This window comes from Sphingobium sp. JAI105, assembly GCF_015752145.1.
GTDB classification, from domain to species: Bacteria; Pseudomonadota; Alphaproteobacteria; order Sphingomonadales; family Sphingomonadaceae; genus Sphingobium; species Sphingobium xenophagum.
This window is the reverse complement of sequence record NZ_JADOUC010000002.1, coordinates 440,259-464,918: the sequence shown is the minus strand read 5'-3', so window position 1 is coordinate 464,918 and position 24,660 is coordinate 440,259. Positions and strand designations below refer to the sequence as shown.

Sequence of the window (24,660 nt, the reverse complement as noted above, 5' to 3'; positions counted from 1 at the left end):
TAAGAAGCTGTTTACGCTAACGCGGTCGATAGCCCACGCAGGGTTGGTTGCATCGGCCTTTGCCGGGCCGTACCGGGTAACTACGGTATGTCCATTAATCGAACATCAGACGAAGACCGGCTAAAGGCCGTCTGTTCCAGTTAGGTGATCATGTTGCCCCTAGTCCATATTGTCGACGACGACGTCCATGTGCGCGCTGCCACCAGCTACCTCCTTGCAAGTCATGGATTTCCGACCGAAGTCTACGCAAGCGCCGAGGAGTTTCTGGATCAAGCCAATCTGGAGCGCGGCTGCGTCCTGTTGGACCTGCGCATGCCAGGGCTTGACGGTCTTGGCACCATGGTACGGCTTGCGGCTCGGCGCGTCACGATCCCGACGATCATGATGACCGGGCATGGGGACCTCGGTACGGCCGTGCAGGCCATGAAGCTTGGTGCCATCGATTTCATCGAGAAACCCTATCAGGAAGAGCAACTGCTCGCCGCCATCACCCGAGCGCTTGATCTGCGAGCCCAGGAACGCCGCCGTACGGAAGGCCGTTCGGACGCGCTGGCTCGGACTGCAAAGCTCTCTCCGCGCGAACTTCAGGTCCTGCAAGGGCTGGTGGGCGGCCTCAGCAACAAGGGGATTGCGCGTCGCCTGGAGCTCAGTCCCAGGACAGTGGAAATGCACAGAGCGCGCATGATGGAGGATTTGGGCTGCGGAAGCCTGTCCGAGGCGGTCCGCATTGCCATTGACGCCGGCCTCTCGCCACTCGGCGCAAAATGTTCAGAGCCCGCCGGCATCAGGGCCGCTATGCTTCCACCGCCAGGAGACCCTTGCCCTAAGCTCAGCACGATCGAACCCGTGCCCCCGGCCGAAGAATTGCTTGAAGGAGCGATCGACTGCATCTTCCTGCTCGATGACGCGTGGCGCTTCACCTATCTGAACAGGAACGCGGTGGAGAAAATCGGCCGCGGTCGGGATTTGCGCGGCACCATCATTTGGGACAGTTTTCCGCTCGCGATCGACACGCTCGGCTGGGCGGAACTTCATCGCAGCGCCGCCGAACGTACGCTCGGACGCTTCGAGTTCTTCGAGCCCGACGTCGACTGCTGGTTCGACGTGAATGTCCGTCCGGTTGCGAGCGGGCTCCAGGTCGCGTTTCGCGATATCACGGCCGAGCGGCAGACCAACGTGGCGTTGCAGATGAGCGAGGAAACGCTCCGCATGGCGCTGGAGGCGACCGGTGATGGTGCATGGGATTGGAATATCGAAACCGGCAAGATCACGATGTCAGGCCGGTTCGTCCAGCATCTGGGCTATGCGCCAGGGGAATTGCGGGACGATATCGATGCGGTTCGTGAACTGGTGCATGCCGATGACTGGCGGGTTCTCGATGAGCGGTTGAGGGATCATCTCAGCGGCAAAAGCGATACTTTCGCCTGCGAGTATCGTTTTCGGCGTCGCGATGGCAGCTGGTGCTGGAACTTCGACCGGGGGCGCGTCGTCGCCCGCGACGCACTCTCGGGAGCGCCGTTGCGGATGGTCGGCACGGCTTGCGACGTGAGCGACCGCAAAGCTGCGGAAGCGCGCGCTAGGGAGGCACTGGAGCGACTGGCGCTCGCCCAAGGCAATTCCGGCGCCGGCACATGGGACCTGGACCTTGAGACCTACCGCCTCCAGCTTTGCCCTCGAAGCCTCGAAATGCATGGATTGTCGCCAGACGGTCCGACGGAGTTGAGCGACGAGCAATGGCGCGCCTGTTTGCATCCAGACGATGTGGCAAGCACGCGTGAAGCGCTCGACACGGCAGTGCGAACGAAGACAGGGCTCAGTATCCGCTATCGGACCGTGGTGGGGCAAAAGTGCAAATGGGTGCACGGCTTGGGCAGCCTCGTTCCCGGGTCGCGTGACCAAGCGGCCCGCTTCGTCGGCTTGAACCTCGATGTCACGGACAGCATGGAGGCGGAATGCGCGCTTCAGCGTATGCAGTCTGAAATTGTTCACCTGTCCCGCGTCAGTGCGATGGGTGCGCTGGCAACCACGCTGGCCCACGAACTCAACCAGCCCTTGACGGCGATTACCGGATTTGTCGGCGGGGTCCGGCGTTATGTCGAAGCAGGCGAACCCAATGACCGTCCATCTGCGCTGGAAGCGATCGAAGGCGCCGAGCGCGGTGTGCATTATGCGGCCGAGATCGTCCGCCGCCTCCGCGAGCAGACGAGCGACGCCGTGCCCGAGCGAAAGCCTGACAGTCTCAGCGCTACGATTAGTGAAGCGGTTCAGCTATGCGGCCCGCGCGGCAAAGGGCGGCACGGGATCGATCTCGAGATCGATGAGGCGGCAGACCGTGTCGTCATCGACCGGATCCAGATCGAACAGGTTCTGCTGAACCTCCTTCGAAATGCCATCGACGTGTGTGAGACGTCGGGCTCGACCAAGCAGATTGTCGTCTCAGCGGTGCCGTTCACCGAGAGCATGGCTTTGGTCCGGGTAAGCGATAATGGCGGCGGCGTCCCGGACCTGCTGAAAGACGAAATCTTCAAGGTAAGCTTCACGACAAAGCCTCAAGGTATGGGACTTGGTCTCTCGATCTGCAGGACCATTGTCGAAAATCACGGCGGAGAAATGTGGGTGGAAAACAACCAAAGCGGAGGCGCTGACTTCTGCTTCACCGTTCCTTGTCAGTGATGCCGTTTCATGGATGGTTGTGGCCTGCGCCTAGAGAAGAAATATCCGCTGCGAGATAGGAATTAGTGCCTGGGCATCTGCAGCCGCCGGCCTCGTCTACGCTTTGCAACTCGACCCAAGAACCGGGCGGCAGATCTGGCAAGCTAACTCGAATGCTGACCGTCCGCTCTTGAGGAGCGAACGGCGAGCGCTCAACGGCCGATAAGGGTCGTTTTCACCGGGGGGCGAACGCCGAGTCGTGGGACGAAGCCGACGCTCGCGAGCCGGGCCGGGAATGACAGCTCCCTATCCAAAACCGGCCATTTCTGAAGCCCCGGAAGGTCGCTCCAGGAATGCACCGGGACTGGCCGTTAGGCGAATGCCCGGATCGGAGTTGGGTCGCGGGGATAGCTGACGCTCTCGCGGCGGCGGCGGCCGACCAAAACTGATAGATAGTCTTCATTCCGGTGGACATCTGCTCCCGACAATAGCTGTCAGTCGCTTTAGTCAAAGCCAACCAATGGAACTCGCTGCATGGGAGGCTCCAGAGGCATGTGCGGCCGGGACTCGGCCCCCCGGGCTTACGGCCTTGCTCGAAACGGTCGCTACGTGGGCCGCGCTTTTCGCGGCGCGCTCATTCCGACGCCATCAAGAGACTACTTTGTCATACGTTCTAAAGACTTCTCGCGTATAGGCGGCATAAAACTTTAAAAAACGCAGGAACAGGCCGACCGCAAGGATCGCCGCACCGATCGTCAGCGTGATTGTCATGCGATCGTGGGTCTGCCACGATGCGTAAGCCAACATAGCGGCCGCTATGATCGCAGCCATCGAGACGTTGCGGCACATGCCATATTGGTTCATGAAGTTGTCGAGGCGTGACGCCGTATCCGCAACTCCGCGCGCATGAGGAAACGCGGCGATGAACGCGGCTTCGCCATCCATCGCGGTAGATGCGACGTTCAGCCCTGTCGCGAGCTTCCCTATGATCCGCGCCTGGTTGAGAACGGGAAACGGTTGATACTCCCGTGCGCCCGACAACGCCGCAAGCCAGCGTTCTCGGCGACGCGGTGGATGGATGCCAAGCACGATCTCTGAAGGCGGCCGCAATATGCGCCGGGCCACCACGTGCTCCAGCAACGCTGCCGATGGCATGGCAATAATCTGCCCCACAAGGTACGCTACAACGACCCAAAAAACCCCGGACACGATCGTCCAATGCTGCTCGTGTGCGAGAGCGGACCCCATGAACACACGATCATATGCCGCAAGCGCGACCATACCGGTCGTCAGGAAAGCATAAAACTCATAGCTGGCGAGTGGAAACCAGTCCTTCATGGCTCTTCGCCCCCTCCAACTTCAATCGCATGTTGCGAGTATACCCGCTCCGCAATCAGCTTAGCATAGCCCCCTGGAGTACGGATGAGAAGCAAAGCGGGGCCAAATTGGCGCATGGCAAGAATACTGCCAGCGATGGCGTCGGTCATCGAGGGACCGCTGTCCGTTAGATGATTGTGCCATGTCCCAATCACTTGCAGCGCACCGCCGGTACGTCGCGCAATGCCGAGAACTGCGGCTTTCAAACCCTGCGTGCCAAGGACGAACTCGGCAGCGCTGCGGGTGCTGTCAGGCGGGGCAGCGATCAGATCGACCACCTGGAAGAGATTGCCGATCTGAGAGAAACGACCCACCAGAACTCCGCCGGTTTCGACGCCTGGGTAGAGCGCGATATCCGCTTCGATCGCCGCGTGGACACGGGGATGTATCCGTATGCCCGGCTCGTCAGGGGCCGATCGGTCGACATCGATCCACGCATCTTCCTTCTCCACCGACCAGGCCAAGCCGCCGTCGGCGTCGGTTCGGCCGATACGTACCTCCCCCCTTGCCGGCAGGCCATCGCGCGCCCACCCCGTAATCGGTCGCGCCATTGATGCTGCTAGCATCGACAGATCGCTATCTGGCATCGGGAAGGTAACGGCCGAACAGCCCTGCCCGATAATCACTTCCTCCGCTTGGGCGCCGAACGCGATCACCGCATCATCGGCATCGACTGCCAGCGTTCGATATGCTTCCGCAGCTAGGTCGCTAATGCTCGGGTTTGCGTCCGGTCCCTCACACGCGACATACGCCATGCGGCCGGCGCCCAGCAGGCACGCCTCGACGATACGCGGGCGATCGGGCCAAGGGGCGTGCGCCAACGCCTCCCGCGTGACGAGGCTCGCCGTGGTATCGACCAACATCGCACACCCCTCCTGGGCGAGCTGTGCTCGCCCTTCGGCAGAGCCGATCAGCGAGACGGCATCATCCGACACGGCCGCAGCTTTCTGGTCGAGCTTAGCGACCTGATCGACGACGAGATCGGCCTTGGCGCGCAGGAAGAGCCTTTCCGCGATGCCGATCGGCATTGCAGTGTGACGCGCATAGTTGTGGGCGCTCATGTGGCCACGATCGACGACGATCGACGGTGCCCGACCGGCACGGGCCGCGTGCAGCGCTATTTTTGAACCGACGCTACCAGCGCCAAGCATGGTCCAAGGCAACGTCGCCGTACTGGAACCGTCACCGGACGTCCTTCGGAGCAATCCCGCGTTGATCGTCTCCCGGTGCGCAGCCAGCCGTACCGGCGTCGCGGTATCGAGAAAGTCCTGCCCCGGCGCTACCTCGATCAGATATGGGCAAATCTCGATCGTGCTGTCCGACCCCACCAACGGATAGGGCCGACGGGGGAGCAACAGTATCGCGAGCGGGATGGCCTGCGGTGGGGGGTGGCGATCAGACCATCCCGAACGGCAACCAACCTAGCCAGCAGATCATCCCGGCAACCGTAAAGGTTCGCGCGGTCGATGAGATCGCCGACAGTGGCAACCGTCTCAGGCAGGTAGAAGTCGGCAACGATCGGCCCCTGTGGTCCCGAGCCGGGCCAAGCCAACAACGTCAGTCCGCTACCGATATCGTCATCGCGCGTCAGGATCGGGCCTATCAGGGCAGGCGGCAAGATACAGTTCGAGCCGAGCAACAACTTGAACATGTCGGATTTAGGATAGTGGATATAGCTTGTAGTGAAGAGCGCCGTACCGCCGGCCAGGGTAACGTGGCTTCGTACCCGATCAGGATCACACGCGATGATGTCGGAGATCGTGTCGCGCCGCACTGGCTCCCAACCGTGAGCAGGATCGTTGAGATCAAGTTCTGCGGCCCGATCCAGCCACTCGACGAGTTGCTCTACCAAGCCAACAAACCCGCGCGCCTGAACAACCTCACGGGGGCTGCCCAAGACCAGACATGGTTCAACAAATGAGCCAGCCTTACCGGGCTGGATATGCGGGTGGATGCGCGGGAAATCGTCCCGTAGCCTAATCCACGGCGACACCAACGGAAAACGATCATGCAGTGCGATCGTGACCACTTCATCCATCTGGACGCCGAACGGGCTTTGCCCCGCTGCGCGCCAGACCGCTGGCAGTTCAGTATGAATGACCATCCGACATAGCGTCCAATCGCCCGTTCTGCCGGTCACAGAGACGCTGCGAACTGACGGGTGCGCTTCAGCCTGTCGAAGCGCCCGTGCGACGGCTATCGGCAGGTCGGACCGTACTAAGGATATTTCGCTCACCCGTGCGCCAATGCTTCGCTGCCGACCCCCGTCGCCGCTGCCGTAGTAGCAGCCAGCGCAACACGCTTCAGCTTCGGACCGTTCCGTCCGATCTCGAACATAACCGGATCGTCGCCCTCTACCTCACCGACGCATTTGAACTCGCCGCTAAAATCGCCGGCCATATCCTCATATTCGCGCTTGGCGCGGATGCACGGCGGGTCTTTATCATCGTCACTGATCGGGCAAGAGCTGGCGACGATCATGGCACCGGGGCGACCTTGCGCGAGCGCGCTCCGTGCATTCGGCGAAACCTTGGCATCTTCGCCCTTTTTTGACCAACTATCGCACGATAGGCTATGCCAGGAGCAATGATGCGGAGCGACCAAAAGATCATACGCCAAATTGGCGGGTTCGTCCTGCCATCGATCCCATAGCTTCTCCCAGATCACAACTTCGGCATCGCCTCCAAATAGAAGATAAGCTGCATCCTCTTTACCGCCGGCTCCAATCCGCATCTGAATGATGACGCTCGAATTGTTCTTGGTGAGAATATTAGCCTCGTCTTCAGTTTCGGCGAGCCGCGGCGCCAGCAACAGCGCATCGAAGAGTTCATCTTGAATGCCGTCTACGTTGGCGAACCGCTCACCGGCACGGACAAGGATGCCCTCCAGATCATCGGTTTTGGCATTAACGTCCTCGCCCAACACGAGGATGCGATCCCCTTCGCCGAGCGTCTTGTTCTTACGAAACAACGCGACGCGCCGACGAGCTTCATCCTGCCACGCCTCGGCATCGGGCGACAAAAGATCGTCTTTGCGGCGACGGCGGAAAACCAGCGGTGAGGACCACATCGTGCGGATCACGATCTTATCGTCCGCAGCCTTATGTGACGAGAGGGGGCCGAGATGGAAGTGGTTCTGCAATCCGCGAACATGGTCCGCATCGGGATGTGTCAGCAAGAACGCATCGACGAACAACCGGTCGTCATCGTCGCGATCAAGGATTTCGCGCAACTGCGCCGCCACATCTGGTGTATCGTCATCTGGATTGTTCGCGGCGCTGCGAATGTTAATGTCGATGAGAATACGTTGACCGTTTTCGAGTTCGACCAACGCCATGTCGCCGTTGCCCACCTTGAAATGATAGGTCTTTGCCATATCTGTGCCCCGCCCACTTGGTTAGAAATTGGAAATAGGTGAAATGCTGCGGCTTTCAAGGACGCAACTTTATTTCTCGCGCGGGTATGCTTAGAGTTTAATGCTATAGCGCGCGCATACATCATGGAAATGCCAACATTTTGGCAATACATAGGTGGCAAGCGAGCAAATGTTGGCTTCCGTTAAAGCCGTCATTCATCATGCGGATTGGTCGTGTCCCTGGTGGTGGTGTAGGTTTTGAGGGTTAGCGAAGCTGACCGGACGCGCGCTCATCGATAAAGCGCTGTAGCGGCCGGTCAGTTTCGCGGGTGGTCATCGGTGAACTTCGGATAAGTTGGAGTTGCGAAGCTCAACTTACGGAGACCACCGATGACCAATGACAAGATGGACCTGCACGCCCTGGTTGGGAAGACAGCCGATGGCGATTTTCTACGCGACATGATCGGCTTTGCCGCGCAGCGGCTGATGGAACTGGAAGTGGGCAGTGTGACCGGCGCTGCCTATGGTGAGAAAGATCGTGAGCGCCTGGCACAGCGCAACGGCTATCGGGATCGGGACTGGGAGACGCGAGCAGGCACGGTCGAGCTGCGGATCCCCAAGCTGCGCAAGGGAACATATTTTCCCGGGTTCCTGGAGCCCCGTCGCTTGGCGGAGAAAGCGCTGACGGCCGTCATTCAGGAAGCCTATATCCAAGGCATTTCAACCCGCTCGGTCGACGATTTGGTGAAGGCCATGGGGATGAGCGGTATCTCAAAGAGCCAGGTTAGCCGTCTGTGCGTGGAGATCGATGAACGCGTGAAGGCTTTTCTCGATCGTCCGATTGAAGGCGACTGGCCCTACCTGTGGATGGACGCGACCTACATCAAAGTGCGGCGGGCCGGTCGCATTGTCTCGGTCGCCGTCATCATCGCCGTTGGCGTCAACAGCGATGGCCGGCGCGAAGTGCTCGGCATGGCGATCGGTCATTCCGAAGCGGAGGTCTTCTGGACCGACTTTCTACGCAGCCTTGCTCGTCGCGGTCTGCGCGGCGTGAAGCTGGTGATCTCCGATTCCCACGAAGGCATAAAGGCTTCCGTCGCCAAAGTGTTCAGCGCCACCTGGCAGCGATGCCGGGTTCATTTTATGCGCAATGCGCTGGCCCATGCCGGCAAGAGCGGACGCCGGGTCGTATCAGCTTTTATCGCCACCGCCTTCGCTCAGGAAACTCCGGAGGCTGCAAAGGCCCAATGGCGCAGTGTAGCTGATCAGCTCAGGCCAACCGTGCCAAAGCTGGCTGCTCTCATGGATAGTGCTCAAGAAGATGTGCTGGCCTATATTGCGTGTTTCGGAAAATTCCGGACAGTTATTTCACTAAATCGCGGACAGGCATTTCAGTAAATACGGGACAGTGATTCCGCTAAATCCCGGACAGGGTTTGGGACAGGATCAAGGTTAGGTTTTGTGATGCGCCGCTCTGGCATTGTTGCTCCTCATCGTTGCGATGGGAGGGGTGATGCCAAGGCGGAAGCAGACGAGACGAACCGACGTGAAGGACATGCGATCGATCCTCCGGCTGACCTACGATCAGGGTTTGTCGGTACGGGCCGTGTCAGAGCGGCTGAAGCTTAGCAAGACGACGGTGTCGACCTATTTACTGCGGGCGCGCGAGGCTGGGCTGACAGGCTGGCCGTTGCCGGCCGGCTACGACGACGACGCAGCGATCGAACGGCTGGTGTTCCGCCGTGTCGGCCGCCCTCCTCAGGATCTGGGCGAGCCGGACTGGCCAGTGGTTGCGCGGGAGATCAAGCGCAAGGGCGTGACGCTGGTTTTGCTGTGGCAAGAATATCGGGCTGCCCATCCCAATGGCTATGGCTATACCTGGTTTTGCGATCGGTTCCTGTCCTTCCAGCGGCGGACCCATGTCAGCTTTCGCAATCGGTATGAGGCGGGCGCCGTCCTGCAAACCGATTATGCCGGGCAGACTGTGCCGCTGATCGATCCTGTGACGGGCGTCATCACCCAGGCACAGATCTTCGTAGCGGTGCTGGGTGCTTCATCCTTCACCTTCGCAATGGCCAGCTTGAGCCAGCAGTTGCCGGACTGGATCGACGCGCAGTGCCGGGCATTGGCCTTTGTTGGCGGCGTTCCGCGCGCGATCGTGTGCGACAATCTGAAAGCGGGCGTTGCCAAAGCGCTATGGTTCGAGCCCACGCTCAGCGCGACCTTTGCGGCGATGGCCGAGCATTACGATACGACGATCCTGCCTACCCGGAGCCGGCGGCCGCGCGACAAAGGAAAGGTCGAGGGCGCAGTGTTGATCGTGGAGCGCTGGATCCTGGCGCGGCTGCGCAATCGGCGCTTCTTCAGTCTGGCGGATCTCAATGCCGCGATCGCGGACTTGCTGGTTGATCTCAATGATCGGCCCATGCGCCATGTCGGCAAATCCCGTCGCGCAATCTTTGACGAGATCGAACGGACGGCATTGGCGGCGTTACCTACGTCGGTGTTCGAATATGCCGAGTGGAAACGCGCCAAGGTCCATCCTGATTATCATGTCGAGGTCGACAAGACCTTTTACTCCGTGCCGCACGGACTGATCGGCCGGCAGGTCGATATCCGCCTGACGCATCGAGTGGTCGAGATCTTCTACGATCATGCGCGGGTCGCCAGCCATATGCGGACATCGCAGCGCCGTGGGCACGTTACCGTGAATGAGCACATGCCCAAGGCGCATCAGCGCTATGCGAATATATCGCCAGCGAGCCTGATCGAGCGCGCCAGGAAAACCGGTCCTAACACAGCGACGTTCGTGGAAAGGCTGATGATCGACAAGCCACATCCCGAGCAGGGCTATCGCTCCGCCATGGGCGTCCTCTCGCTGGCCCGGCGCTACGAGCGCGATCGGCTTGAAGCCGCCTGCGATCGAGCGCTGGTGATCGGCGCCGTTACCTACTCATCCCTCAACGCCATCCTCAAGGCCGGGCTCGACAAGATCCAGCCGACAGCGGGGCCGCTCAAACCAACACCGGCGCACGACAACATCCGTGGCGGGTCCTATTATCAATAATGAAAGGACGATCTTGTGCTGACGCATCCTACCCTTGATCAAATGCATAGCCTGGGGCTAGCGGGCATGGCGGCCGCGTGGCGCGACATTGCCGAGCAAGACACCGCTGGCGATCTGACCCGAGACGAATGGCTCGGGCTCATGCTGGACCGCGAGATCGCCACTCGCGCCGATCGACGGCTGACTAATCGTCTTGCCAGCGCGAAACTGCGCTTTGTCGACGCCTGTGTCGAAAATATCGACTTCGGGGCGCATCGCGGACTGGATCGCCGCAATATCCTCTCGCTCGCACAGGGTGCCTGGCTCAAGGCAAATGAGAATCTCATTATCACCGGCCAAACCGGCACGGGAAAAACGTGGCTGGGATGTGCGTTCGGGCGACAGGCGGCGCGCCAGGATCACTCCGTCTTATATCTGCGCATGCCGCGCCTGTTCGAGGATCTTGCACTCGCGCGCCTCGACGGTCGCTTCCCACGCGTCGTCGACAAGCTTGCCCGCGTTCAGCTGCTCATTCTGGACGACTGGGGTACCCATAGTCTCAACGATCAGCAACGCCTTGATCTGCTCGAAATCTTCGAGGAACGGTATCGCCGCAGATCCACGCTCATCACCGCCCAGCTCCCCGTGGCGGCCTGGCACGAAATGATCGGCGAGCCCACGATCGCCGATGCTATCCTCGACCGCATCGTCCACAATGCCCATCGCATCACGCTGAAAGGAGACAGCATGCGGCGACAAAAAGCTCCGCATGGCTTGACCCAGGAAGCAAATATCGAAATCACTCAACCCTGACAGCAACCAGGCATCCACTGCCTACACCAGCTGTCCCGGATTTACTGAAGCGCTTGTCCGGGATTTAGCGAAGCAGCTGTCCGACTTTTGCGAAATACGCACCTATATGACGTTCCCGGCCCAGCATCGCACAAAGCTCCACAGCAACAATCCGATCGAGCGGCTCAATGGCGAGATCAAGCGGCGCACCGATGTCGTCGGCATCTTCCCCAACGAAGAGGCAATCACACGACTTGTCGGGGCTATCCTATTGGAACAAAATGATGTGTATGGACCACCCCCACCTTGCAAGGCTTTTCAACAGATTTCGACGATTTCGGATCTTGCGGTCGTGTATCCGGCCTTGTTGTGCGGCATTACACACCGCAGGCCCCTATGGTTTCCGCGGATCGACGGCCGGACAAATGGACGAACTCAAATTGGTTCGCATCATTTCAGTGACCTTTGTCGATCCCCGGTGATACCGGTTCGCCATACTCTGTCGTTGCCCTCGCAAGTCGGCACCATCACATCGGCGCCGAACTGGTTAGGCCGCCATCGGCAAAGGCGATGGACGGCGGTATACCTCATTCCTGGTCAACATGGCCCAGATCGAGCGAGCCGTCTTGTGAGCGACGGCTGTTGAGGCCACATTCACGGGCCTCCTGTCGACCAAAGCTTTAAGCCAGGGCCGAGGTGTCACGTCCTTGCGGAACGTTGTTCCTACAACGGCCCGAGCTCCATGGATCAAGAGCGTTCGGAGATATCGATCGCCGCCTTTGCTGATCCGACCAATCTTCTCTTTTCCCCCGCTCGCTCGAATCCGCGGCGTCAGGCCAAGCCAAGCTGCAAAATGACGGGAAGACTTGAACTGACTGCCATCGCCGACGGCTGCCACAATCGCTGTCGCCGTAATTGGGCCCACGCCCGGAGCAGTAGCCAGACGCTGGCTGTCCGGGTTTGATTTGTGCCAGGCGACGATCCGCTTCTCCATCTCGCCAAGCTTATCGGTTAATGTGTCGATGTGCCGGAAAAGACATCGCAACGCTTCTCGCGCTTCGTCCGGGACGACGGTCTTGTCCGAGGTTGCAAGACGCTCGCTCAATATCGCGAGCTGTCGCACGCCCTTGCCCGCGATAAGCCCGTATTCGCCCAGCAGTCCGCGCAGTGCATTGATCGTCGCCGTTCGCTGTCGGACCAACAGGCTGCGGACACGATGCAAAGCCAGAACCGCCTGTTGCTGCTTCGTCTTGATAGGAACAAACCGCATGTTCGGCTTGGCGACGGCCTCGCATATGGCCTCCGCGTCGGCGGCGTCCGTCTTGTTCCGCTTCACGTACGGCTTAACGTACTGAGGTGGAATGAGCTTGACCGTGTGGCCGATCTCCACAAGCAAGCGCGCCCAGTGATGCGCGCTAGAACACGCTTCCATTCCGACTAGGCACGGCGGCTGCTTTTTGAAGAAGGCCGCCATATCGGCCCGAGAGAGCTTTCGGCGAAGCACGGTTAAGCCGGCCTCATCTACACCGTGAACTTGGAAAACCGTTTTGGCCAGATCAAGGCCAATCGTAACAACTGACATCGCGCTTCCTCCACTTTAATGGCACCACATAATATGATCGTTTGCATGGGGGTGGTCCATGCCATCAAATGGGCCGTCCTGCCGCGCGACAATCAGGATGAGAGAGCGCATTGCCTCGCCTGAATTGCTCCTGAGTGTTGTCCAGTTGCCTCATCTAAAATGCTCCCGGCGGTGGCAGGGAGGAAACGATGAGGAAGGTGAGCATGGCAACGCGGAGAGAATTGGTTGAAGCGGTTGGCGAGCGGTATCGGGCGGCCGATCGCACGAGCAAGGGTAAGATTCTCGACGAGTTCGTCGCGGTCACGGGATTGCACCGCAAGCATGCGATGCGGATTTTGCGAGAGAAGGCGCCGTCGCGACAGACGGCGCGTCCCGAGCGCAGGATTTATACCGAGGCGGTGCGAACCGCGCTGATCCTATTGTGGGAGGCGAGCGATCGCCTCTGCGGTAAGCGGTTGCGGCCACTCATACCAATCCTGATCGAGGCCATGGAAGGCCATGGCCATCTTGACCTGGATCCGGAGATCAAGGCCAAGTTGTTGCAGGTGAGCGCAGCAACGATCGACCGGGCGTTGAAGACCGTGAGGGAAAGCAGTCCGAGGCTGCGGCGGCGGGGTGTGGCAGGATCAGAATTGAGGCGCAGCGTTCCGATCCGAACGTTCAGCGACTGGGGGGACCCGGCTCCGGGACATATGGAAGCAGACCTTGTGTCACACAGCGGGCCGATTGCGAAGGGGAGCTGGGCCTGGACGCTTACGCTGACCGATATCGCGACAGGTTGGACCGAGTGCGCACCGCTACTGGTTCGCGAACAAACGCTGTTGGTTGCCGTACTTTCCGAACTACGCAAGTTGATGCCGTTCCCGTTGCTGGGGTTCGATTCTGACAATGACAGTGTGTTCATCAATGAGACCGTACGCGACTACTGTGCCGCGACTGGGGTCACCTTTACCCGTTGCCGGCCCTATCGGAAGAACGATCAGGCCTGGGTTGAGCAAAAAAATGGCTCCGTTGTGCGTCGCCTGGTGGGATATCGTCGGTTCGAGGGACTGGAAGCGGCCAGGTCGCTGGCGGAGTTGTACGCCGCATCCCGTCTTTTTGTGAACTTCTTCCAACCTTCGTTCAAACTGGCCGAGAAGCAGCGGAACGGAGCCAGAGTGTATAAACGCTATCATGCCCCGGCGACGCCGTTCCAGCGCCTGATGGATGAGCCCCGGACCAGCGAGCAGACACGTCAGCAGCTTCGGCACATCGCTGCCGGGCTGGATCCGGTTCGGCTGCTGCGCGACATCCGCATGGCGCAGCAAAAACTGGTGATCCTCGCTGATGCGGTGGCCTCGGCGACACCGGCGGGGACAGCGTCGCCCCCGCCGCTGGATGCGTTCCTGTTGAGCCTGAGAACGTTATGGAAAAACGGCGAGGCGCGGCCTACGGCGACAGCGAGACCGCCGCAGAAACGGGGGCGTCGCCGACCAGATCCGCTGGTCCAGGTTGCCGACCAGTTGGAAACCTGGTTCGAGGAAGAACCCTGGCGCACCGGACGGGAGTTGTTGGAAAGGCTCCAGGCCGAGCAACCGGGAAATTACCCCAATGGTCTCCTTCGGACGGTCCAACGTCGGCTGAAAGGCTGGCGCACTGAAAAGGCACGTGCCCTCGTGTTCAGTCATATGCCTGCGGTAACCAGCGAAGGCACAGCAGGCACGATGGCCATGATAAGCGCTGCGTGACGGGTGGCCGCTCCGCCTCGCCTACGGCTCGGCTGCACGGCCACCCGTCACGCAAGTATCGCCATGACTGGCTATGTCCTGTAGGGAACATTTACGTGAGGCAACGATCACTCCATTCGGGAGCATTCCTCCGTGAGGCAATACGGACCTTCGCGACAATCAAGTCCAACGAGGAAATGTCGCGCAGCGACAATCAAACCTGCGAGTAGCGCTTGCCAGCGTCAATCAAAGCAGGCACCACTTGAAAACCGCGACGATCAGTTCTCATCCTGATTGACGGAAACTTCTCATCCAGATCGCCGCGCCATAGAGAAGTTCACGAGCGATCAGATTTGGTCCGCCATTCAAGTTCATCGCAATGGCGGTGGCGATGTCGAGCAGCGTGACCTGAAAGAGCCCGAATGGCAGATTCTGACAGCTCCGGAACCCCCCACCGATTATCCCCACTTCCTGAGCAAGAAGGTCGAAGTACCCAAGGGCTTCGAAGCCGTTGTCACCCGCGTCCTGCTGCTGGAACGGTTACGCGAAGTGAATGCGCTATTGGGCTTCACACGCGTCGAATCCCCCGACGAAGGATCGGGCGATGAGGCCGCTCCACGCGCGCCTCTGGGGCGGTCGGTTCCCGACTGGATCCCTGCGACGCAGGTCCATGGCGAGGGCATTTTCATCCAATTCGATGTCGATGCACTGAAGGAATGGGCCGAGCGAGACGCGGTCAAGGAAGTCGATGCCCGCATGCACACGGGCCATCGTGGGTGGCGCCAGAAGCGCAACCTCGATCCGGCCCAGGGACATCCCGGCCCCCGTTACGCCTTCCTCCACACGCTCGCTCATATGCTGATTAGGGAATTGGCGCTCGAGTGTGGGTACAATGCCGCCAGTATCCGCGAGCGAATCTACGGTGATGTGGAGGACGGGAAGGATCAAGCCGGCTTCCTCATCTATACCGCCGCTGCAGACTCCGATGGCACTCTCGGCGGTCTGGTCGAACTGGGAAAACCGGAAAATCTCGGGCGTCTGCTTCGCCAAGCTTTGGATCGAGGGCACGTCTGCGCTTCCGATCCGCTATGCTCCGAGCATGATCCCAGCAAAGATCAGTCGTTGCACGGTGCCGCGTGTCACGCCTGCTCTTTCGTATCCGAGACATCTTGCGAGAAAGGCAACCGGAATCTCGACCGTGCGCTCGTCGTGCCCACTCTCGAAAACGCGGAAGCCGCGTTCTTCCAGGCCAAGTGACGACCATCCTTTTGGACGCGGTCGCGGAACTCGTGGCGCTATTGTCACCGTCGAAAGTCGAAGCGATCGCATCGCGGCTCCGCGGGACCTGTCCCGCCGATCGAGTGAAAGAGTTCATTGGCATCGTCGGAACGCCGCCAGCGCGTGCCGCTTTGTGGTCACTTTTGGCGGTGTGGCGAAAAACGACTTTGTCCGGTGATGTCGTCGCCGGAATGCTGATGGGCGCCGCTCATGGCCGCCTCAGATCTCAACAGGAACAGAGCGTCGAATTTGTATGGACCGGCCCCACGACCCCTTTCGTCGCGACGCGCCGTACTGAGCAGGTGCTTTTAGATGTCATAGATCGCGCCGAGCGCGAACTGTTCATCGTGAGCTTCGTGGCCTACGACATTCCATCGGTGATCGCAGCGATCACTAATGCCATCGCTCGTGGCGTTGATACCCGCATTCTCGTCGAAGCTTCCGTGAGCCAAGGTGGAAGCCTTCTCGTAGATCCGGTTGCAACGATGAAAAAGGCAGTCCCGGATGCAAGTTTGTACGCCTGGATCAATCGCGTCCCTCCGTTCACGAATGGCCGCGTTCATGCCAAAGTTGCTGTCGCCGATGCCGCAAGGGTTTTCCTGACTAGTGCGAACCTGACCGGGCACGCGTTGGAGAAAAACATGGAAGCGGGCTTCCTCCTGACTGGAGGCGATCTTCCGCACTTGCTGCGCGATCATCTCCACGCGTTGATACGAACGAAAATCATACAGGCGGTCTGATCTCAGAACCAGCTCGCATACGGAACTCATCTCGTGCCGGGTTTGGTTTCAAAATGGGGCATGCGGTCTTGGCCAGCGTGCACGCGACTGTAACCGTGTCACCAGTGTCACTTTACCGGCCGGGTAAAGTGACACTGGTGACTTTTCCGGCAACGAGATGATTTTGGGGGATTCGCAGCCGCATTGCTTGTGCTAGATTCTTGCTATGTTCCACCAAGCCGATCTCTTTGATTACATCGAACCAGCTACGCCGATTGCGGCGCCGCCGTCTGTCGCACTTCCAGATCTCGTCGGCCGAGTATCGCAGGTATCCAAACGTCCTAGATACGTGCTGCTCGTTCTCAATCTGATCGCGAAGGCCGCTGGAGAGAATGGCAGTCTCGGGCCGTATGTTCGATGCGGAGCCGGCCAGGTTCCGGTACGCGATTGGCTATGCCAGGCTCTAGCGCCGCTGGCCAATCGCGACTGCCGCCGCACGGCCATGATTGCAGCTGTTCGATCAGAGCTGACGGCGAAGGCTGACGCTTCCGAAAACGCTGGAGATCTAGCTCAGCAGGAGAACGAAGAGATCGAGGCGCGCATACTGCGATCCGGGCGCACGAACGTCAGCCGAGCCGTCTCGGATCTTGTGCGTGCTGGATTGTTGCATCGCCACTATCAGGGATACCGTGTCGATCATCCGAACCGAGGAGCACAGCGTGAAGCGGTCTACACGATCGCTCCGGATGTACGGCTCGCGTTAGCTGGCGGTTATTGAGACGCCTGCATATTTGCTGCGCAGTGACGAACAAAGCCGAGAAATGCATTCTGGTAATTGACCGGGGTGCGGGCGGCATCTGCGCCGATCCACTCGCGAAATCCCTGATGCAGCACCTGATAGTCCCAGCCAGGGCATTCTGCGCGCAGGAGGGCAAGAGTCGCATCGGTAATCTCCCCCGCGGTCGCACGGGTCGAAAGACTGGTGATGCTGCGACGGACCAGAGCGCGAGCGTCGATCAGCGGCGCGTCAGGCAAAGGGGCAGAGGGGGACGCGGAGGGTGACGACGAAGCCAGTGTCTTTGCTACCGTCGAGGACACGCTCTTATCGCCGATCGGTGCAGCGTTGCTCGTCAGAGCGGCGACAGGGCCCCTCCCCTGGCCTTCGGCGTCGGGACGACGGCGCATCCGCAATGAGGGTTCACGCTTACCCGTCTGTTCGACGCTGAGCGCATAACCCGGCAGCGCATCGCGCTCGGCAATTTTGAGCAATTCAAACTTAAATCGGCGATATTGCCCCTCAGCACCCGATTTTTCAAACAGGGTCGGCATCGATATCGCGAAACCGCCCTCCCCTGCCCCACCGGCATGTTTGCGCGCGACGCGGTATAGCCAGCGCTCGCGCCCGCCGCAGGTCGAAATAGGCGCGGTCGATGCTGAGCACCCCGCCCTGCATCAGCACCCCCTCATAGAACCAGTTGCTGAGTTCGATCGTCATGCCGCGCGACCTTTCAGTCCTTTCGTCGACGAGCTGCGTCCAGCCATCGAGCCAGCTGAAGGTCGCTTCTCGCCGGTTTTCGGCCCGGATATTGGTCTTGATCGTGGTCGAAACCAACCGGTCGAGCGACTGGCCTAGCAATTCATAGGCACGGCCGGTGGTCGGCCGATGAATGGCGCGCAGTAGGTCATAGGGCATAAGGTGCAGCTTGCGTGGAATGTCGTTCACGCCGCGCCGGGCCATGTCGGCGAGGGTGGAGGCGCAATAGATGAGGATATCGGCGTCCCAGATCGTTGCCATGCCATAATCGGGATTGGCCGAGACATGGACCCGCGCCTTGCCGTCGGGGGAACGATAATCGATTGGTTTGACGCGCTTGGGTTTGGCGAGGCTGAAAAACGGCCGTTCCATCATCTCGCGTTGGTCGCGGACCGGCAGGTCCGCCAGATAGGGCAGGAACAGATTGAACTGGTCGTTGATCACCTGCTGCGAGGCGTTGGTCATGGATGCTGTGTCCGGAATAGGGTGAATCGGTGCATGGGCGTCGGGACTTGCCGGACTGGGCTGCGCTTCGCCTCGTGGCGTTTCCCCGGGGAAACGGCGTGGATCGGTGCGGCGAAATCCCGCAGAGGGAACGACGGTCGCGGACCTGCATCTCCTATGGCGCGGGGAAGGGAAGGGGGGCATAATCGGCGAACCGCGCGCCCAGACACGTTGCGCTTCGCTGCGTTTCCCTGGGGAAACAGGGGAAACCGACGGCGTTCCGGCGCAAAGGCTGCGCCTGTCATTTCTGCAATCCCAAGCCCTGCCGCTCCAGATGTTCCAGCGCTTCACGAAGCGCATTGGTCAAGAGGCCGATATCTGCGCCCGACCCGGCATGGATGCGAACAGTGACGCCCTGACGGTTAACCGACTGTATGCTGAGGCCGGGGCGCCCATTGGGCATGGACCAGATGAACGGGGCAGGGGCGATGTCGCGCGCGTTTGCGCGGGGCGCATTGAGCAGCCGGCGCAATACCTCTGCCGCGGGAAGGGCAAGGGTCTCTCCCGCGCGCGCCGCCCTCTGCTCGGCAGCGATACGCTTTGCTTCGGCGGCGATGGCGGGGGCTGAGCGGTCATCATCCAGCGCCTGCGCCAGCGCATAAGCCGGCTTGAGCTGAACATCGGCGGGCGAAGCGAAGGCGGCGAAGATCGTGTCGGAAATACCCGCGACCTTGATCATCTTGCTTAGCCAGCCTTTGGACAATTTCAGCCGCTCGGCCATGCGTGTCAGGTGATTGCCATAATGGTCGGTCAGCGCGGCAGCATAATTGCGCGCGCGTTCTAGGTCCGACACATCCTTGCGTGCGCGATTTTCGAGGTCGGCCAGACGAAAGGCAGCCTCGTCATCCAGCACCGCGACCTGGGCGATGAACATCATTTCTGGATAGCTGTGGCTACGCAGCCAACTGATCGACCAGTGACGACGGGTGCCGGCAATCACTTCATAATCATGCGCCGCATCACCTTCGACCCGGCGGATCACGGCTGGAACTTTCTGTCCGCCCTCAGCGATGATCGAATCGATTAGTTCGCGGCAATTTTCTTCGCTCAGATGTGCATAGGCCCGCGCATTGCCGGGCCAGATGCGGACGCGCGCGGGATCCAGCAGCAATTGCGTGACTTGCCGCACTTCGCCGCTGGCCACACGGGCAAGTGCGGATTCGCGGCCCAGCAGGGTAGACGCGCGGGGCCGCTCGGTCGGCGGCGCATCGCTGGCGGACGCTGCCGGCGCGCGCGGCGGGGCAGGGGAGGCCGATATCGAGTTAGAGGGGGTGGACGCAGCTATGGTAGCTGCGGGCGCGTCCGCCGGCTCGTCGGCGAGCAGCGACGCCAGATAATCAGATTGCTTACGCGCCATAGAAAACTTCCTCGATCCGCGACCGCACGCGAACATATAGAGAACATGAAGTGTAGGAAAGGCATCGGCGCGAGTCAGGCGGCGGCATGGATCACATCCTCTTCGCGCGCTGGCGCGACGCGGCCCCAGCCTTGTCGCACTAGCTGCTCGACCTGGCCCATCGCCTCGTCGAGATTGGCCTTGCAGCGCTTGTGCGTCTTGGGGGTGCCGACCGGGCGCTCCAGTTCGTAGACTGTCATCATGCGGAGCGCCGCATGGCTGATTTCCGCGCTTTCGAGGATGGGGACGGGGAGCAGGGCAGGGCCGAAACTCTGTTCCATGATTGCGCGCACCATCGCATGGCTGGGGTCGTTGGCGTCGAATTTGGAACAGATCAGGCGGACGAAGCTATAGTCCACGGTTATGCCGGCATCCTGTAACTGGGCGATCACCTGATCCATCATCGAGAGGAACTGGACGGTCGAGCAGAAGTCCGGCGTGGTCGCCGCCATCGGCACCAGTAGCGCATTGGCCGCCTGCATCACCGCCAGGCTGATCGTGCCGAGCGCCGGCGGGGGATCGAGCAGGACGATGTCATAATTGCGCGCAAGGTCGATAAGCCCTTGTTTCAGCTTGCGAAACCGCGCGGCCAGCACACTGCCGCCGTCGCTGCCCGCTGCCGCAAGCTCATATTCGACGTCGAACAGTTCGAGGTTGGACGGGATCAGATCGACATTGGGCCAGGGCGTGCGCTTGACCGCGTAAAGCAGGTCGGCCTGGGTCGGGTCGATCGACAGATAGGGATAGAGCGTCTCCTCCCGCTTGATGTTGAAATGCGGGTTGAAGCCGAACAGGGTGGTGGTGGTCGCCTGACTGTCGCAATCGACCACCAGCACGCGATAGCCCTGTACCGCGAAATAATGGGCGAGATGCGTGGTAACGGTCGATTTGCCCACCCCACCCTTGAAATTCTGCACGGCAATGATCGCAGGAATGTCGAGCGGGGCGCGTTCCGGGCTGGCGCCGAGCACATGGCGCATGTTCAGCATTTCCTCAACCGTGTAGCCGGGCCGGCGGCCATTTTCGGTGGGCGGGGCAGGGGGCAGGCGGCCATCCCCCTCCGCCATGCGGATGCGGTTGGTTGAACAGCCCAGAAGCTGCGCCGCCTCGGCGATTCCAAAGCGGACCTTGAGGCCCTTGCGGCTCTCTGGCAGAAATGCCTTGCGTCGCAGCCGTTCGATCATACGCTCGCCCGATTGCGCAAGATCGCCGATCTGACTGACGATTGAATCCATGTCATGGCCCCGATATGCAATTGAAGTAGAATTGGGCGGTTTATGACATGTTTCATTCAAGCGGGGAAGGGCTTCATACTTATCGCAATGTGCGAGCTGTCTAAGTTGCGGAGGAGTGCGGGAAAGCGGGCGCGTTTACCCGGAACTGAGGCTTCCGCGTGTCACAGGAATGAGCGCGCCGGTCACCGCGCGCGCGGCGGGGGAGGCGAGCCAGATTATGACATCGGCCAGCGCAACCGGTTGAACCCAAGTAGCGAAGTCGGCATAGGGCATGTCGGCACGATTGGCGGGGGTGTCGATAATGCTTGGGAGCACGGCGTTGACAGTGATCTGCTTTCCCGCCAGTTCCGCGGCCAGACTTTCGGTCAGCCGGTGCACGCCAGCCTTTGAGGCGGCATAGGCGCCCATGCCCGCATCGGCCCGGATAGCCGCGCCGGCGCCGATATTGATTATCCGTGCGTCGGGCGAGGCAAGCAGGTAGGGCAGCGCCGCCTGCGTCATGGCGACTGTGGTCCCAAGGTTCATCCGGTACAGCCGATCCCAGCTGTCGATGCTGCCGGTCGCCACGCTTTCCCATGCAAAGCCTCCTGCGACATTGACCAGTATGTCGATGCCGCCGAACCTCGACCTGACGGACTCGGTGATATGGGCGACCGCTTGCGGATCGGTGAGGTCGGTGCCCCCCAGATCCAGCGCGCCGGGCAGTTCGGCCGCGCGCGCCGGTGCGGGAGCGAGATCGACCCGCGCGACCCGGGCGCCCTGCGTCAGAAAGGCGGAGGCGACGGCGGTGCCCAGCACGCCGAAGCCGCCAGTGACGAGGATCGAACGGGACATGGAGGCCGCGCCTTTCGCGAGAGGGATGGACGGGATGTTGTAATTGGAGCCGGATCAGGCGTCGCGCGCGGCGCCGGCGATCATTTGCGCCCAGCTGTTGAGGCGCGCCCACAGCTTGGCCCGACTCGATGCGAAATTGTGCATATGCGCCATAGTGGGTGCGATGAAGAGCGATATGTCGGGCGACGCGGTGAAGGCGGCAGGCTCCCTGTGCGGCTCCGGGCACACGTCGCGTTCGCCCATCGCCAGCAGCACCGGCACGTCGATCTGCGACACTTCGGCGGCGAAGAAATGCGGTGAATTGGAGCCAATCACGCAGGGCGGCAGCGTCAGGCTGCCCCAGGCCGGCGCGGTTTTCCGCGCCGGATAGCCGGCTTCCATGTCGGCCTTCAATATATCGGCGGGAACATCCTCCCAGTGGAAAGGATAGACCCAATCGGGATTGGCTTTCTGGCCACGCTGTTGTACCAGTTCCGCATTGGGGGTGCCGCGCGTGAAGACATAAGTTGAGCGCGTCAGCCGGGCGAGTTCCGCATTGGGCTGGGGCAGGACGGTATGGGTGCCGCTGACGCCGAGCGGGGCGATGGCGTCGAATGTGTGGTGGCGGCCCTGCATGATCATCGTCAATCCACCGCCCAGTGACTGGCCGCTGCCCACCACGAACGGCTTTTCCACCGGCGGGAAACCCGGTGCGAGCGTTCCTTCGGCAAGCTGCGCCAGGATCTGGCGGACGGCGGCGTCATTGGCCGCCGCGATCGTTTCCATGCGGATGTCGGCATTATAGCGCGTCGTACTGTCGCCGACGCCCAGATGATCATAGGCGATGTAGATGAAACCGCGCGCCACATGATATTCGGCTTCGCTATAGCCTACATGACCCTCGACATGAATGTCGAAATAGCCGCGCGCGTATCCGCCGCCCGGACTGGCGAACAGGACGATCGGCGTATCGGGAAGGCGCTGCGGATCGGGCAGGAAGACGCTCATCGCGATTTGCGCGTCGGCAAGGCCGATCGCGTCGGACACATCGATGCGCATGTCGAGCGGCGCCGTCATGATATTCTCCTCTCCTGTTCCCGCATCGCGCGCGGCAGCACCCCGGAGAACATCGCCCCTCTCGTGTGACAAGAGTGATGCCGACCTCATCACATATGCATTGGCCGCTAGGGCCGGAGCGTCATTTTGCGATATTGACGACATGTACCTGCGTGAATTCGTGCAGCCCCTCGACCCCATATTCCACGCCGAGCCCGGAACTTTTCGCGCCGGCGAACGGAATGGTCGGACCAAGGTCCAGCGTCTTGTTGACCCATGCCGTGCCGGTGTCCATGCGCGCGGCCAGCGCGGCGGCGCGGCCGGTATCCGACGACCAGACCGATCCGCCCAGGCCATAGGGCGAAGCATTGGCGCGGCGCAGCGCATCTTCCGCATCCTTGACCTTGATCACCGGCAGGATCGGGCCGAATTGCTCTTCATCCACCAGTCGGGTTCCGTCTTCGATATCCCTGACGATCGTCGGGGTAATGAAATAGCCCTTGCCGTCCGACGCTTCGCCGCCGGCGACGATCGTGCCGTGTGAGCGGGCATCCTCGATCAGCGACTTGATGCGCTCATATTGCGCCTTGTTCTGCAACGGGCCGAACTGCGTTCCCTGCTCCAGCCCGTCGCCGACCACCGCCGCGTTGGCGAGAGTCGCCAGTTCCTCCACCAGCGAATCATAGACGCGCTCGTCGGCATAGACGCGCTTGATCGCGAGGCAAACCTGGCCGCTATTGGCGAACGCGCCCTGGAACAGCCCTTGCGCCACTTTCTTGGGATCGGCGTCGTCCAGCACGATCGCCGCGTCGTTGCCGCCCAGTTCAAGCGTCACGCGCTTGAGGTCGCTCGCGGCGCTTGCCATCACTTTCTTGCCGGTTTCGGTGGATCCGGTGAAAGTGATCTTGCGCACGTCGGGATGGTCGGTCAGCACCGCGCCCAGATCATTGGCGTCGGACACGATATTGAGGACGCCTGCGGGCACGACGTCGCGGATCAGCGCCCCGATCCGCAGCGTGCCCAGCGGCGTCGTCGCGGCAGGCTTCACGACGACCGTATTGCCCGAAATCAGCGCATTGGCGATCTTCGTAGCGAACAGGGCGAGCGGGAAATTCCACGGGATGATCGCCGCGACCACGCCCAGTGGCCGGCGATGCAGTTCTACCCGGCGGTGCGCGCTGTCCTCCAGCAGTTCGACCGGAAGATCGACGCTAGCATAATATCGCAACATTCCCGAAACGCCGCGCACCTCGAACTGTGCGTGGGGGAATGGCTTGCCCTGTTCCAGCGTGGTCAGCCGCGCCAGTTCGTCCAGATTGGCCTCGACAATGTCGGCGATGGCGCTGAGGACCGCCGCGCGCTCGGCGATCGGGCGGGCCGACCATGCGGGGAAAGCGGCCTTGGCCGCTGCAACCGCCTCGCCGATCTGCGCGGCGCTGGCGTGCGGAGCCTTGGCGACGACGCCTTCGGTCGCGGGGTTGATCACATCCTGCTCAGCCGCGCCTTCCACCATTGCGCCGCCGATCAGCATCGGAAACTCGCTCATATTCCTCTCCCTCATCTTTCGCCGCGCTCAGGACGCCGTGACTGTCTACAGGCAATAACCTATTATGGGA

At 60.9% G+C, this 24,660-nt stretch carries 17 protein-coding genes and 3 pseudogenes; 9 read left to right on the top strand and 11 right to left on the bottom strand.

Features of this window, described 5'->3' with window-relative positions:
- Positions 1-150 precede the first annotated feature (150 nt).
- Entirely contained in the window at positions 151-2,673 is a 2,523-nt protein-coding gene (locus IWY39_RS19660; RefSeq protein ID WP_196871687.1) for a PAS domain-containing protein, read from the top strand.
- A 627-nt stretch (positions 2,674-3,300) separates the two neighbouring features.
- On the opposite strand, the gene IWY39_RS19655 is transcribed toward IWY39_RS19660, so the two are convergent.
- From IWY39_RS19655 to IWY39_RS19640, 4 genes are all read right to left on the bottom strand, one after another.
- Positions 3,301-3,990: a hypothetical protein gene (locus tag IWY39_RS19655; protein WP_107126368.1), complete on the bottom strand. Its 690-nt coding sequence runs from the start codon at positions 3,988-3,990 to the stop codon at positions 3,301-3,303.
- Positions 3,987-5,384 (bottom strand): Mov34/MPN/PAD-1 family protein, encoded by a 1,398-nt coding sequence (locus IWY39_RS19650; RefSeq protein WP_181316872.1) that lies wholly within the window; start codon positions 5,382-5,384, stop codon positions 3,987-3,989. The genes IWY39_RS19655 and IWY39_RS19650 overlap by 4 nt, the downstream gene beginning before the upstream one ends.
- On the bottom strand, positions 5,318-6,169 hold the full coding sequence (locus tag IWY39_RS19645; protein ID WP_324618474.1) for a hypothetical protein: 852 nt from the start codon (positions 6,167-6,169) through the stop codon (positions 5,318-5,320). The genes IWY39_RS19650 and IWY39_RS19645 overlap by 67 nt, the downstream gene beginning before the upstream one ends.
- A gap of 92 nt (positions 6,170-6,261) precedes the next feature.
- On the bottom strand, positions 6,262-7,404 hold the full coding sequence (locus tag IWY39_RS19640) for a metallohydrolase (RefSeq protein ID WP_107126365.1): 1,143 nt from the start codon (positions 7,402-7,404) through the stop codon (positions 6,262-6,264).
- Between the two features lie 369 nt (positions 7,405-7,773).
- Between IWY39_RS19640 and IWY39_RS19635 the strand changes: the two are divergent.
- The 4 genes and pseudogenes from IWY39_RS19635 to IWY39_RS19620 form a co-directional block, all read left to right on the top strand.
- Positions 7,774-8,745 (top strand): annotated as a pseudogene (locus IWY39_RS19635) (IS256 family transposase); the annotation flags it as partial.
- Positions 8,746-8,896: 151 nt separating this feature from the next.
- On the top strand, positions 8,897-10,450 hold the full coding sequence (gene istA / locus IWY39_RS19630; protein WP_107126060.1) for an IS21 family transposase: 1,554 nt from the start codon (positions 8,897-8,899) through the stop codon (positions 10,448-10,450).
- Positions 10,451-10,492: 42 nt separating this feature from the next.
- Positions 10,493-11,242, top strand: coding sequence for an IS21-like element helper ATPase IstB (gene istB, locus IWY39_RS19625; protein WP_231377638.1), 750 nt, complete (start codon positions 10,493-10,495; stop codon positions 11,240-11,242).
- A gap of 103 nt (positions 11,243-11,345) precedes the next feature.
- Positions 11,346-11,507, top strand: a pseudogene (locus IWY39_RS19620) (transposase); the annotation flags it as partial.
- Positions 11,508-11,768: 261 nt separating this feature from the next.
- On the opposite strand, the gene IWY39_RS19615 reads toward IWY39_RS19620, so the two are convergent.
- Positions 11,769-12,803, bottom strand: coding sequence for an IS110 family transposase (locus IWY39_RS19615; RefSeq protein ID WP_107126479.1), 1,035 nt, complete (start codon positions 12,801-12,803; stop codon positions 11,769-11,771).
- A 188-nt stretch (positions 12,804-12,991) separates the two neighbouring features.
- On the opposite strand from IWY39_RS19615, the gene IWY39_RS19610 reads away from it, so the two are divergent.
- The 4 genes from IWY39_RS19610 (at position 12,992) to IWY39_RS19595 (ending at position 17,284) form a co-directional block, all read left to right on the top strand.
- Complete coding sequence (locus tag IWY39_RS19610; RefSeq protein ID WP_107124880.1) at positions 12,992-14,530, top strand: integrase catalytic domain-containing protein; 1,539 nt, start codon at positions 12,992-12,994, stop codon at positions 14,528-14,530.
- Between the two features lie 273 nt (positions 14,531-14,803).
- Complete coding sequence (gene drmB / locus IWY39_RS19605) at positions 14,804-15,766, top strand: DUF1998 domain-containing protein (protein ID WP_107123784.1); 963 nt, start codon at positions 14,804-14,806, stop codon at positions 15,764-15,766.
- Positions 15,763-16,527, top strand: a complete 765-nt coding sequence (drmC, locus tag IWY39_RS19600) for a DISARM system phospholipase D-like protein DrmC (protein WP_196871686.1) — start codon at positions 15,763-15,765, stop codon at positions 16,525-16,527. The genes drmB and drmC overlap by 4 nt, the downstream gene beginning before the upstream one ends.
- 205 nt (positions 16,528-16,732) lie before the next feature.
- The gene (locus tag IWY39_RS19595; protein ID WP_107123785.1) at positions 16,733-17,284 is read left to right on the top strand and encodes a hypothetical protein; all 552 of its coding nucleotides are present in this window, start codon (positions 16,733-16,735) and stop codon (positions 17,282-17,284) included.
- Here the strand turns inward: IWY39_RS19595 and IWY39_RS19590 are convergent.
- From IWY39_RS19590 to IWY39_RS19565, 6 genes and pseudogenes are all read right to left on the bottom strand, one after another.
- Positions 17,278-18,505: pseudogene (locus IWY39_RS19590) on the bottom strand (replication initiator protein A). The gene IWY39_RS19595 and the pseudogene IWY39_RS19590 overlap by 7 nt on opposite strands.
- Before the next feature lie 280 nt (positions 18,506-18,785).
- A complete protein-coding gene (locus IWY39_RS19585; protein WP_107123786.1) occupies positions 18,786-19,901 on the bottom strand; it encodes a ParB/RepB/Spo0J family partition protein in 1,116 nt (371 codons plus the stop codon).
- A gap of 74 nt (positions 19,902-19,975) precedes the next feature.
- On the bottom strand, positions 19,976-21,175 hold the full coding sequence (locus IWY39_RS19580) for an AAA family ATPase (RefSeq protein ID WP_107123787.1): 1,200 nt from the start codon (positions 21,173-21,175) through the stop codon (positions 19,976-19,978).
- 135 nt (positions 21,176-21,310) lie between these two features.
- Positions 21,311-22,009, bottom strand: coding sequence for an SDR family NAD(P)-dependent oxidoreductase (locus tag IWY39_RS19575; protein ID WP_107123788.1), 699 nt, complete (start codon positions 22,007-22,009; stop codon positions 21,311-21,313).
- 54 nt (positions 22,010-22,063) lie between these two features.
- Positions 22,064-23,065: a hypothetical protein gene (locus IWY39_RS19570; RefSeq protein ID WP_107123789.1), complete on the bottom strand. Its 1,002-nt coding sequence runs from the start codon at positions 23,063-23,065 to the stop codon at positions 22,064-22,066.
- A 121-nt stretch (positions 23,066-23,186) separates the two neighbouring features.
- On the bottom strand, positions 23,187-24,590 hold the full coding sequence (locus IWY39_RS19565) for an aldehyde dehydrogenase family protein (protein WP_107123790.1): 1,404 nt from the start codon (positions 24,588-24,590) through the stop codon (positions 23,187-23,189).
- Between the last annotated feature and the right edge of the window lie 70 nt (positions 24,591-24,660).